Source organism: Proteus faecis (genome assembly GCF_030286765.1).
Taxonomy (GTDB): Bacteria; Pseudomonadota; Gammaproteobacteria; order Enterobacterales; family Enterobacteriaceae; genus Proteus; species Proteus faecis.
The window spans coordinates 1-11,841 of the sequence record NZ_JASVWV010000028.1 but is presented as its reverse complement, the minus strand read 5'-3'; the positions used below and the strand labels follow the sequence as shown (position 1 = coordinate 11,841).

General features: G+C 36.6%; 12 protein-coding genes and 1 pseudogene. 6 read left to right on the top strand and 7 right to left on the bottom strand.

Going from position 1 to position 11,841, the window contains the following annotated elements:
• From QSH13_RS17905 to htpX, 3 genes are all read left to right on the top strand, one after another.
• The coding region (locus QSH13_RS17905; RefSeq protein ID WP_286039420.1) for a transposase at positions 1-101 on the top strand (101 nt) is incomplete at its 5' end.
• 331 nt (positions 102-432) lie between these two features.
• The gene (locus QSH13_RS17900) at positions 433-993 is read left to right on the top strand and encodes a LemA family protein (protein WP_185901741.1); all 561 of its coding nucleotides are present in this window, start codon (positions 433-435) and stop codon (positions 991-993) included.
• A 75-nt stretch (positions 994-1,068) separates the two neighbouring features.
• Complete coding sequence (gene htpX / locus QSH13_RS17895; RefSeq protein WP_286039419.1) at positions 1,069-2,034, top strand: zinc metalloprotease HtpX; 966 nt, start codon at positions 1,069-1,071, stop codon at positions 2,032-2,034.
• A gap of 102 nt (positions 2,035-2,136) precedes the next feature.
• Here htpX and QSH13_RS17890 read toward each other — a convergent pair whose 3' ends face one another.
• From QSH13_RS17890 to QSH13_RS17875, 4 genes and pseudogenes are all read right to left on the bottom strand, one after another.
• The gene (locus QSH13_RS17890) at positions 2,137-2,319 is read right to left on the bottom strand and encodes a DUF2526 family protein (protein WP_109397894.1); all 183 of its coding nucleotides are present in this window, start codon (positions 2,317-2,319) and stop codon (positions 2,137-2,139) included.
• 86 nt (positions 2,320-2,405) lie between these two features.
• Positions 2,406-3,638: an MFS transporter gene (locus QSH13_RS17885; RefSeq protein WP_109397895.1), complete on the bottom strand. Its 1,233-nt coding sequence runs from the start codon at positions 3,636-3,638 to the stop codon at positions 2,406-2,408.
• A 186-nt stretch (positions 3,639-3,824) separates the two neighbouring features.
• Entirely contained in the window at positions 3,825-4,595 is a 771-nt protein-coding gene (locus QSH13_RS17880) for an ABC transporter permease (protein ID WP_109397896.1), read from the bottom strand.
• Positions 4,592-5,526 (bottom strand): annotated as a pseudogene (locus QSH13_RS17875) (ABC transporter ATP-binding protein). Before QSH13_RS17875 ends, QSH13_RS17880 begins: the two are co-directional and overlap by 4 nt.
• 786 nt (positions 5,527-6,312) lie before the next feature.
• On the opposite strand from QSH13_RS17875, the gene can reads away from it, so the two are divergent.
• Complete coding sequence (can, locus tag QSH13_RS17870; RefSeq protein ID WP_036932822.1) at positions 6,313-6,966, top strand: carbonate dehydratase; 654 nt, start codon at positions 6,313-6,315, stop codon at positions 6,964-6,966.
• A gap of 103 nt (positions 6,967-7,069) precedes the next feature.
• On the opposite strand, the gene hpt is transcribed toward can, so the two are convergent.
• Entirely contained in the window at positions 7,070-7,612 is a 543-nt protein-coding gene (gene hpt, locus QSH13_RS17865; protein ID WP_196544873.1) for a hypoxanthine phosphoribosyltransferase, read from the bottom strand.
• A gap of 159 nt (positions 7,613-7,771) precedes the next feature.
• Positions 7,772-9,352, bottom strand: coding sequence for a multicopper oxidase CueO (gene cueO / locus QSH13_RS17860; RefSeq protein WP_109406799.1), 1,581 nt, complete (start codon positions 9,350-9,352; stop codon positions 7,772-7,774).
• Between the two features lie 213 nt (positions 9,353-9,565).
• On the opposite strand from cueO, the gene QSH13_RS17855 reads away from it, so the two are divergent.
• Positions 9,566-9,916 (top strand): YacC family pilotin-like protein, encoded by a 351-nt coding sequence (locus QSH13_RS17855; RefSeq protein ID WP_185901737.1) that lies wholly within the window; start codon positions 9,566-9,568, stop codon positions 9,914-9,916.
• Between the two features lie 113 nt (positions 9,917-10,029).
• Here QSH13_RS17855 and QSH13_RS17850 read toward each other — a convergent pair whose 3' ends face one another.
• Entirely contained in the window at positions 10,030-11,067 is a 1,038-nt protein-coding gene (locus tag QSH13_RS17850) for an AbrB family transcriptional regulator (RefSeq protein WP_196544872.1), read from the bottom strand.
• Positions 11,068-11,180: 113 nt separating this feature from the next.
• Here QSH13_RS17850 and QSH13_RS17845 point away from each other — a divergent pair, with 113 nt between their 5' ends.
• Complete coding sequence (locus tag QSH13_RS17845; protein ID WP_286039418.1) at positions 11,181-11,591, top strand: GNAT family N-acetyltransferase; 411 nt, start codon at positions 11,181-11,183, stop codon at positions 11,589-11,591.
• Positions 11,592-11,841 lie beyond the last annotated feature (250 nt).

The window sequence follows — 11,841 nt, the reverse complement described above, 5'->3', positions numbered from 1 at the left end:
CGGGGCTTTTGTGGTCGAGATCGTACTTTGTCTGTAGCACCGGAGGGGCAACGATTGAAACGTTCAGAGCCTACGTTCAGAGTCAGTCAACGTCTGATTGATCTTTAAAGCCCTGCGGGCTTTTCGCTAAGCGTGTTATTTCCCTAGGTTAAATAACTGCATTTAATGGTTTAGTTAGCTTGCTTATTTAACCTAGTTTTCATCCCCTATGTTTCATTTGATAATTCTATTTACCTTAACATTAGCTTTCATTTTACCTCGAATTTATTCGGGGTATTTTTTATCTCACCCATATTATTGATTTTGCTTTATCAGCACTCATTTGATCTTTGATGAAATAATCATCTGGCTATCTTTATCAATAATAGGCAAAATTAACATCAATGATTTAGCACAATTCCCTGTTTACTATTAGAAAAGAGAGCGCCTCGCATGACTGGATTAATTATTACCATCGCGTTATTGGGTCTTATTTTTTATTATTACAACCGTATTATCTCTATGCGTGAAGCAGTTATCTCAAGTGAAACTGAAATTTCAGTGCAATTAGATCGTCGTGGCAAAGTATTCGATAGTTTATTAGCCACTGTTAAAAAATACCTTAGCCATGAGTCTGAAGTATTTACTAAAATCACAGAATTAAGAACGCAAGCTCAAAGCGCAAATAGCAAAGAAGCCAAAGCGGCTGAAGATGAGTTATCAAAAATTGTCTCAAGTGGTGCCATTAATGTTGCCGTTGAAAATTACCCAGAATTAAAATCCGATACTATTATGGCAAATTTACAAGAAGAGATTGTTTCAACCGAAAATAAACTCTCTTTTGCAAAGCGCGGTTTCAACCGTACTTTAGAGCAATACCGAGCTTTCATCGCCTCTATTCCAGCGGTATTTATCGTTAAAATTTTCCCAAGCCTAGTGATTGATAAAGAGTACTGGCGCCTTGATGAAGGAACCATTAAAGCAGAAGAAGCGCGCCGCATTAATTTTGACTAATTTTATCGTAATAAAGGTATTTATTACTTCTAGATTGATAAAAACAGCACTTTACCGTGCTGTTTGGAGTCACTAATGGATTTCAGAAATGTTCTACGAAAAAATGCTATTCGAACTCGTTTTGTTATAGCAACCTATTTACTCTTAATGCTTATGATCGGTTTGCTGGTGGATACGGCGATTGGTGCCAATCCTTATTTAGATCTTAGCGATAATATGTTGGCATTTCTGACGTTTCACTCTCTTCCCATTGCGACATTAATTATTCTCGCTATCTCTATTTTATTGCTTATCTTTATTCATTTTAAAGGGCATAAAATCATGCTAACGGGAATGAATGCACGATTAATTAGTCCTGATGACACCTTAAATGTACAAGAGCGCCAACTCCTTAATATCGTTGAAGAACTTAGCTTAAGTGCCACTCTTGGCTACATTCCTAAGCTCTATCTTCTTGATACACCTGAAGCGAATGCCTTTGCAGCCGGTTGGTCTGAGAAAAATGCCTTTATTGGTGTAACAACAGGCTTACTAAATCGTCTTAATCGCCAAGAAGTACAAGCTGTATTAGCCCATGAAACAGGGCATATTATTCATGGTGATTCACGACTGACATTATATGTTGGCATATTAGCTAACGTTATTTTGACCGTAACAAATATCTTTGGTAGTCGCTTATATATTGCCTCTAGTAACCGTGGTGGTAAAAGTAATGATGCAGCAAGCAAAGCGCGACTCATTTTAATCATTCTAAACTTGGTTTTGCCGATCATTACACAGGTGCTCTATTTCTATTTATCCCGCACCCGTGAATATATGGCAGATGCTACCGCTGTGGATTTAACCCAAGATAATCAAGCGATGATTAATGCATTAAAGAAAATTTCAGCGCAGCATGATGATGAAAATTTTGAAGATGGTTCGACGGGACGCGCTTATCGTAAAGCGGCCTTTATTTTTAATAAAGGAGATTCATTTTTCTCAACACATCCCTCAATTGAAAATAGGATCGCAGTGCTAGAAGGTCGAAAAACGTTTTAAGTCGTATTGAAACAATACAGTAAAAATAAAAAAGCGTTAGCACCAGTTTATCAATATGGCGCAAACGCTTTTTTTAATTCATATGATCTAAAATAGACTGATTTAACGTTGCTTTTCACCGTGATGGAAAATAGCTGTACGTAGGCGCTCTTGTTGCTCATAACGCAGTGGAAAATCAATCGTTTTATCTTTGCCTAATTCAACTAAAAGCTCGTTCATTGTTTGAATACTAGTTGTGGCAATAGCATCATCAACTTGCTTAACTATTTCATCATAATGAGACATCATGATCTCCTTTTCTCATAAAAATCTTAACTGCTATCATATTACAAGAAAGAGAAATTCTATATTTTTAGTCACACAAAGCATGACTAAATTGAATTAAGTGGCTTATTTTTTGTCTCTTGCCCCAATAACATCACCGCTAAAATTCCAATCACAATCGAAAAACTAAAAATCAAAAATATTGAGCTTATTTCAAATTGATACTGAACCAAGTATCCCACCATTAAAGGCCCTAGTATTCCACCAATACGCCCTATTGCAGTTGCTGTTCCTGCACCTGTTGTCCGAATTCCATCGGGATATTGTTCTGGGGTATAAGCATATAAAGCCCCCCAAGCACCCAAATTAAAGAACGATAACAACATACCGAAAATAAGCAATGTCGCAGTAGAATCAGCCACACTAAAATAATAAGCACTAATGGCCGTACCCGCTAAATAAGTCACTAAAACAAACTTTCGCCCATATCGCTCAATTAACCAAGCCGCCGTAAAATAACCAGGCAACTGCGCTAATGTCATAATAAGTACATATTGAAAGCTCTTAATTAAACTAAAACCTTTTAACATGGCAACACTTGGTAACCACAAGAAAATACCGTAATAAGAGAAAACCACACAAAACCATAAGATCCACAACATTAACGTTGAGCGACGATATTGCGGCGACCAAATTAATGCCATTGATTGACGAATCGATAAACGTGTTTTTCTCTGTAAAATATGCGATGAAGGAGGTTCAGGTAATTTTGAACGCAAATAGAGAGCATATACTGCAGGTAAGGCGCTTAATAGCATAGCCATACGCCAACCATAATCAGGAATAATAAAATAAGCAATCAAAGCCGCGATCAGCCAACCGACAGCCCAAAAACTTTCTAATAAAACGACAATGCGCCCTCGTTCATGGGTTTCCACACTTTCACTAACCAGTGTGGAGGCAACAGGTAATTCCCCTCCTAATCCCATGCCAATAAAAAAACGTAAAACAAGCACGACCATCAAAGAGCTTGCAAATGCTGTTAATCCACAACCTAAACTAAATAGTAACAAAGTAAAGATAAAGACAGGTTTGCGCCCTTTTCTATCAGCCATAATGCCAAATACAAACGCGCCGACAGCCATTCCAATTGAGTTTATACTACCAATCCAACCTAATTGTGATGCCGTTAATCCCCAATCTTCTTTTAATGCCGTGAGTAAGAATGCTAGTAATCCCACATCCATTGCATCAAAAGTCCATCCCATGCCTGCAATACATAAAAGCTTATTACGAGAGATTGCCTCAGGTTTTTTACCTGTTTGGCTTGCCGTTGTCATTACATATCCTTTTTATCCCCTACCAAAGTGTTTAGTATACTAAACAAGAAAAATCATTTTGTTAATACCTTAGTGAGAATTTAAAGAAAAATTAACATTCATGCAGAAAAAATAGTTAAAAAAAACCGGTATCTCTAATTAAGATACCGATTTAAACTTTTATCACTTTTTCTTTGATTTTTTTGATTAGCTTCTTAAACCGCGACCTTTTTCAATTAAATACCATGCGATAACGTAAAACACAGTAATGAAAAGACACAGAACACTAATCGTCACCGTTAAAGAGACATCCGTAATACCCAGAAAACCGTAACGGAAGCCGCTGATCATATACACAATAGGGTTTAATTTAGACACACCTTGCCAAAATTCAGGTAAGAGTGACAGTGAATAAAACACACCACCTAAATAGGTTAATGGCGTTAAAACAAAAGTTGGAATAATACTAATATCATCAAAGGTTTTCGCAAAAATCGCATTCAATAACCCGGCGAGAGAAAACACAATTGAGGTCATCAGTAATGTCACCACAACCATTGTCCAAGAATGTATTTCTAGAGGTACAAAAAATAATGAAACTAAAGTCACTAAGATACCAACACAAATACCACGAGCAATACCACCGCCAACAAACCCTGCAATAACAACATGCGTTGGAACGGGTGAAACTAATAATTCTTCTATACTACGTTGAAATTTAGCACCGAAAAAAGAAGAGGAAACATTCGCATAAGAGTTTGTTATAACTGCCATCATAATCAGGCCAGGAACAATAAACTGCATATAATCGACACCGCCCATATCGCCAATTCGTTTACCAATCAGGTTACCGAAAATAACGAAATAGAGAGACATCGTTATCACTGGTGGAATTAATGTTTGTACCCAAATACGACCAAATCGGGTGACTTCTTTAATCCAAATTGTTTTGAGGGCTACCCAATACAGCTGAATCATTCCCCCTCTCCTTCTACTGTATGCTCTTCATTAACTAAGTGAACAAATAATTCTTCAAGTCGGTTGGCTTTATTTCTCATACTTAACACTTGAATACCTTGTGCATTAAGTTGAGCAAATACACTATTTAGTCCTTGCTCTCTTTTAACATCAACTTCTAATGTTGATGTATCAACCAAGCGATATTGATAATTTTGTATTCAGGTAGTGGGCTTTTCGGCGCTAAATCTAAAATAAAGGTTTCAGACTCTAATTTACTTAATAGCCCTTTCATACTGGTATTTTCAACCAGTTCACCACGTTGAATAATACCAATATTCCGACACAGCATTTCGGCTTCTTCCAAATAGTGTGTGGTTAGAATAATGGTAGTACCTTCAGCATTTAATTGTTTTAAAAACGTCCACATTGAGCGACGTAATTCAATATCAACACCTGCGGTTGGTTCATCAAGAATAAGTAGTTTAGGTTGGTGCATCAATGCACGCGCAATCATTAAGCGACGTTTCATTCCCCCAGATAAAAAACGCGCTCTATCGTCACGTTTTTCCCATAAATCAAGCTGGGTCAAATAAATTTCAGCACGTTCTAACGCTAATTTACGAGGCACACCATAATAACCCGCTTGATTGAGAACAATTTGTAATACGGTTTCAAAAGGGTTGAAATTGAATTCTTGTGGCACTAATCCTAATTGACGTTTTGCATTAACCATATCGGTATCGGTGTCATAACCAAATACTTTGACTTTACCGCTACTCTTATTAACTAAAGAGCTAATAATACCAATCGTGGTCGATTTGCCAGCGCCATTAGGGCCTAATAAAGCATAAAAATCGCCAGCCTCAACGGTGAGATTAATTCCTTTTAGCGCTTTTACGCCATTGTGATAAGTTTTCGTTAACTCCGTTAACTCCAATGCATACGTCATAAGTGGGAATTACCTTTTATCAACTGCATTATTCAGCATTGACTGAGCTGAAATCAGAAAATAAGCTTAGTTCAAAGAACAGAATGGAATAAGGTATTCTAGAGAATATTCCGTGGCAAATAAACCGTTTTAGGGCTTATGACACAAACGAATAAATAAATATTTTTTAACTATTACAAGAATAAAAAATAAAAGATAAAGAGAAAGTAAATTAGCCATCAAGGTGCAATATTCTTTTATTTCTTACCAATATTCTGATGCTGTAATCATTTTATCCCTTAGTGCAATCATTTAGCCTAATTGATACCAATAAAATTATTGCCTTTGTTTCTCAAGTTTACTGATGAATATCATCTAGCCATTTATCTCCTCAAATCAATAATGTCTTTTATTTTTTTACCCTTCTCGCTTTCAGTATATAAATAAAACTAACAATCATAATTATTAGTTTTATTTATATAATATTTATAAGTGTCTATTTTGGAATAATACAATATTCGATTTAACAAATAGTTATCTTTTTGTATATTTGATTTACATCAAAGAATGTATTGATAAATTCATTAAACAAATGCTATAAAAAGTTCTATCTTATTTGAAAGCGAAAAATTACAAGCAATTATCTGTCACTTGGCTTTAAAAAGCCTTCTGATAAATTCAAAAGTAATGGTATAAAAATACCCTTTCTTAATGGATCTTCGCATCTAACATTAACACAAGAGCTATTTCGTGTTGGCGTACTGTCAGCGCAAATGGTGGGAAACCGAATTTACAGGCAGTCACATCATGATGAGAAAGATTGAAGAGCTGTTAGCCAATAACAAGCAATGGTCAGAATCTGTTACTGAAGAGAATCCTCAGTTTTTTAAAGATCTCTGCAAAGGACAAAAACCTCACTTTTTATGGATTGGCTGCTCTGACAGTCGCGTTCCAGCAGAAAAATTAATTAACGCGGCACCGGGGGACTTATTTGTTCACCGTAATGTAGCAAACTTGGTTATCCACACTGACTTAAATTGTCTTTCTGTGATCCAGTATGCTGTTGATGTATTACAAGTTGAACACATTATTGTCTGTGGTCACTATGGTTGTGGTGGTATTGAAGCAGCTATTGAAGGCACCGAATTAGGTCTTATCAATAACTGGTTACTACATATCCGCGATATCTGGTACAAACACAGTTCAATGTTGGGTGAACTTGCGCCACAAGATAGATTAAACCTACTTTGTGAGCTAAACGTTATCGAACAAGTGTACAATCTTGGCCACTCAACAATTATGCAAGCAGCGTGGAAACGTGGACAAAAAGTGATGATCCACGGTTGGGTTTACGGTTTAAATAATGGTGAGCTACACGATCTTGATGTCACTTCAGATAGCCGAGAAAAACTTGAACTCTCTTATCGTCAAGCAATGGCTAAATTGAGTCATCCACGTTAATAAAATACGTTCTATTAAATAAAAAAACCCGCCTAATGAAGTGCTCTATAAAACTGGACACGTTTGTTAAGCGGGTTTTCCGTTTCTATTTTAAGTAAATAAATTACTCATCTAATAACGTTACATGCCCAATATAAGGCAGGTGACGGTAACGCTGTGCATAATCGATACCGTAACCAATAACAAACTTATCTTCGATGGAATAACCAATCCACTCAACAGGAACATTAACTTCACGGCGAGAGGGTTTATCCAATAAAGTACAGATAGAAATAGAAGCAGGCCCACGTAAGCTTAAAATCTCTTTAACACGATTTAAGGTGTTACCTGAGTCGATAATATCTTCAACAATCAGAACATCTTTGCCACGAATATCTTCATCGAGATCTTTAATGATTTTGACGTCACGCGTTGACGTCATACCATTACCGTAACTTGATACTGTCATAAAATCGACTTCATGGTTCACATCAATTTCACGGCATAAATCAGCCATAAAAATAAAAGAACCTTTTAATAAGCCGATTAAGACAAGATCATGTTGATCTTGACGTGGACGGTAATGTTCTGAGATTTCACGCCCTAGCTCAGCAATACGCTGTTTGATCTCTTCTTCAGAGATCATGACATCAACAATATGTTTCATGATTTATTTCGATTGGGTTAACGGGGAAAGCAAACGATTGTACCAGAACTTCCTTCATCATGCGATGATCTGATTTAATGAAAATAAAGGCACAAAATATCCATTTCATGCCATTTGTTAATTTATCTCACTGATATTGATAGCTTTTACAGTGATTGATTATTTACTAACAGTGAAACCCGCCATCATTCCGGTATCTTCATGCTCCAATAAGTGGCAGTGTGCCATAAACGGATGTGCTTTTGTCGCTAAATGATCGAACTTCACTAAAATTTCGCTAAATTGTCCTTCAACTTTCACAATATCTTTCCAGCCTTGGCGATGCTTCTCTGGTGTTCTACCATTTTCAGATAAAATGCGAAATTGTGTACCATGAACATGGAATGGATGTAACATCATGTCACCACGACCGGAGACAACCCAACGCTCATAAGTGCCTTGTTTTACATCAAATGCGGGTTCAGTCATTGAGAATGGAATACCATTGATACTATTAGCATTATAGATATCAAGATCCCCACCACCATGACCACAATTCATTCCGCCGCCCATCATGCCACTACCGTTTCCTTGGCGCATATGACTCATTCCATGATGAATACCCGCTAATGCTTTATCACCATAACGTTCTGTTAATAGCATCATGCCTTGCATATCTAAACGCATATCCATACGTAAATGTAATGTACGAGTTGCAATGTTACTGAGTGTTGGTAATGCCGGAATTAATGCTAATTGATCAGGTAAAGTACCTTGTGCTTTTTCCGCTGACGGTAATAAACGTAACACAGGTAATACATTATCAAACGGTGCTAACACCATGCCCATTTGACGTACAGGTAAAGTGACAATATCAAAATCACGACCATCTGAGGTATCGACTAAAACCTCAAAACGCTCTCCCATTAAAATAGGAAGTTCTGTTACTTTTACGGGTTCCGCTAATAACCCACCATCACTCGCTATCACATACATGGGTCTGCCATCACTAGTGGCAAGGTTTAAGCTCCGAGCATTACAACCATTTAAGAAACGTAATCTTACCCAACCTTTCGGTACAATATGCTGTGGTTGGATCGCCCCATTGGTCAACATCATATCGCCAAACCAGCCAATCGCCGCACTCATCACATCGAGTTGATAATCAATTTGTCCTTCACTGTCTAAACGTTTATCTTGCAAAATAACGGGTAAATCATCAACACCCCAGCGATTAGGTAATTTACCGCTTGCAGTTTCCTCATCTTCAATAATCACTAATCCGCCTAATCCCATTGCGACTTGTTTCCCAGTAACACCATGAGTATGAGGATGGAACCAGCACGTTGATTCAACTTGATTGGGTGTAAAAGTAACAGTACGAGATTTTCCAGGCTCAATCATTGCTTGTGGACCGCCGTCTTCTTCACCACTAATTTCAAGCCCATGCCAGTGAACGGTTGTCGTTTCGGGAAGCTGGTTATTAATATTGATAGTGACTGATTGACCACGTTTTAATTTCAATGCTGGCCCTAATAAACTGCCGTTATAACCCCAAGTTGTTGTACTTGCCGTCGGAATAAATTGAGAAACACCTTGTTGAATATTAAGAACAATCTTTTGTTGAGCATCAGGGGTAATTTGAGGTGGAATAGCCAATGAAGGCGTGTTACTTTGGGCAAACGCAAAACGGCTCCAGCTCGGTAATAATGTAACAGCACTTAATGTGGCGCCTAATTTTAAAAATTCGCGACGTTGCATAATATATTCCTTTGAATAAAAACAAGTTATTATGTATTTATCGAAATAAGATGAATAAAGATGTTTTTTAATCTATTACCAATGCTAAAGTTTCCCCTTACTGGAAGGTCAATTTAAAACCCAACAAAACAGAGGGTCTTTGCAAAACTTTTAACTACATTAAGCCAAATAACAAAACTTGCTAAATCATCACACAAAGGAACAGCACACCTAATGAAAAAAATGTTCGCCTTGTTCTGCACACTAACGTTTTCTTTTACTCTGATCTTTTCTTCGAGTACAAAAGCGTTAACTTACACACAAGCAGAAGACTTGGCAGATTTAACCGCCATCTACCTTTTTTTAAATAAAGATTGTGGTTATGAGCAGATATCAAAACCTAAAATTGAAAGAGCGCTAATGATCTTTTCTCGCTCACAGCAATGGGATGTCAGTAATTACTCGACATTGCCAATGGGTCAATTGAATGAAGATAGTTACAATGATTTAAAAGGCATTAAAGTGACACACAGTAAAAAATGTCAGCTATTAGCCAATAAATCGCTAAGTTTATTAAATTATTAATACTTGTGTTAACTCACTATTGGATAAATAAAGCGGAATAACCTCTTTAAATACTGTCGAGATATAAAATGACTGATAGAGGTTATCAAAAGATTTTTCTACCTTTCTTTATGCTAATTATTTTTCTTCTGTCTATATTCATTCCAATACAAAGCAACTGATGGAATACTTTGAATAATCAACATTCGAAAAATATGATTCGACATAACAAAAGCCGCATCTACATTCATCGTTATCGCTGCAAATGTCATTGCTTCCATACTTCCCGGCGCCCAAGCCAATACTAATGTAGCCCAAGGGGCACCCGTTAAATAAGCCGCACCATAGGCAACAATTACGGTTAAAATCACATTAATAATCACCACTTGTACAGAAGAAAAGGCATTTTTAATTAGTGATGAAAGCGGAAAAACTACAAAGTGAGCACCAATGTTCATACCAATTAACACCATGCTCAATTCATTAAGTAACATGGGAAAAACAATAGATTCGCTAACAAACGATTGAACCAGTATCGCACTACCTAATGAGGTCAACATAAAGGGTGCAGGAAATCGAATTTTCTGCAATAAAAGCCCAGAGCCCAACCCTAAAGCAGCAATCAATAATAACCACAACAATGAAATAAAGGTCATTTCGGGTATAGAAAATTCTGGCATATTAGCTTTATCTGAACCCACAATAAAACCCGCCATAATAATCAGCACCATTAAACGAATCGTATGAGAAATCACAATTTTTTGAGGTGGCGTTTTCGTATGATCAGTTAATGCTAAAATAGCCGCCATCGCCCCAGGTACCGCCCCAAGCATTGACTCTTCTTTCGTCCAACCAATATGGCGATGAAACCAAAAATAGCTCACAAAAAACTGAATGGCTAAACACACAACAAGGGTGAGTAATAGAATGAGTAAGTTATCAGCACTCCCTAAATGAACTTGGTTAAACATTAAACCAACCGAAGTGCCTAAAGTTAGCTGAATAAACGTCAATGTATGTTTAGGAACGGCAAGCTCCCATTTAAAACGGTAAGCAATGATAACGACAAGAATTGGCCCAAACATCAGTGCCATAGGCAAACCTGAAAGAGTAAGAACACCACCGATTAATGCACAGAATAAAATACCTGGCAGAGTTTTGAAAAACGACATGTTGTGTTATCCAGCTTTTTTAATTATTGTTTCCATCCTAGCATTTGTATAAATATTTAATAACCAAATAGTGATGATGTAATTATTATTTTTATTAATATTAAGAGCCGAATATGTCGTTAAAGATCACCACAAATCCAACATCGAATGAGATCAATGAGATTTATAAAGGATTGCTAATCCACAGTCTTCACTATATTCAGATGGAACAATACACACCCCTTGCCGTTTTTAAGGAAGAGAACAGTAAAAAAATAGACGGGATCACAGGAGATATTTTAGGAAATTGGCTACGCATTCGTTATTTATGGGTAGATAAAGCCTATCGTGGAAAAGATATAGGAACAGAATTACTGCAAACAATGGAACTTGCAGCAAAAGAGAAAGGTGCCAAATATGCAGAAGTGGATACTTTTAGCTTTCAAGCCCTGCCTTTTTATCAAAAGCAAGGATTTGAAATATTTGGCATGCTAGAAAATTATCCCATTAGTGATAAGAAGTATTATTTAAGAAAAGATTTATAGTTTTTTGCTAGTTTCATTTATTTTACTAGTATCTTATTTTTTATCTAAATTCGAATAAACGTCCATTCTCATTTATATTGAGTTTAGTTTAGTTGAGTTGATTCTAATTCAGATTCTAATTCTAATTCAGATTCCAATTCAGATTCCAATTCAGATTCCAATTCAGATTCCAATTCAGATTCCAATTCAGATTCCAATTCAGATTCCAATTCAGATTCCAATTCAGATTCCAATTCAGATTCCAATTCAG

Coding starts and splice junctions, on each gene's coding strand:
- QSH13_RS17850 (WP_196544872.1), bottom strand. CDS start 11,067: ATGTCGTTTTTCAAAACTCTGCCAGGTATTTTATTCTGTGCATTAATC.
- QSH13_RS17855 (WP_185901737.1), top strand. CDS start 9,566: ATGAAAAAAATGTTCGCCTTGTTCTGCACACTAACGTTTTCTTTTACT.
- QSH13_RS17900 (WP_185901741.1), top strand. CDS start 433: ATGACTGGATTAATTATTACCATCGCGTTATTGGGTCTTATTTTTTAT.
- QSH13_RS17885 (WP_109397895.1), bottom strand. CDS start 3,638: ATGACAACGGCAAGCCAAACAGGTAAAAAACCTGAGGCAATCTCTCGT.
- htpX (WP_286039419.1), top strand. CDS start 1,069: ATGGATTTCAGAAATGTTCTACGAAAAAATGCTATTCGAACTCGTTTT.
- cueO (WP_109406799.1), bottom strand. CDS start 9,352: ATGCAACGTCGCGAATTTTTAAAATTAGGCGCCACATTAAGTGCTGTT.
- hpt (WP_196544873.1), bottom strand. CDS start 7,612: ATGAAACATATTGTTGATGTCATGATCTCTGAAGAAGAGATCAAACAG.
- QSH13_RS17880 (WP_109397896.1), bottom strand. CDS start 4,595: ATGATTCAGCTGTATTGGGTAGCCCTCAAAACAATTTGGATTAAAGAA.
- QSH13_RS17890 (WP_109397894.1), bottom strand. CDS start 2,319: ATGTCTCATTATGATGAAATAGTTAAGCAAGTTGATGATGCTATTGCC.
- QSH13_RS17845 (WP_286039418.1), top strand. CDS start 11,181: ATGTCGTTAAAGATCACCACAAATCCAACATCGAATGAGATCAATGAG.
- can (WP_036932822.1), top strand. CDS start 6,313: ATGATGAGAAAGATTGAAGAGCTGTTAGCCAATAACAAGCAATGGTCA.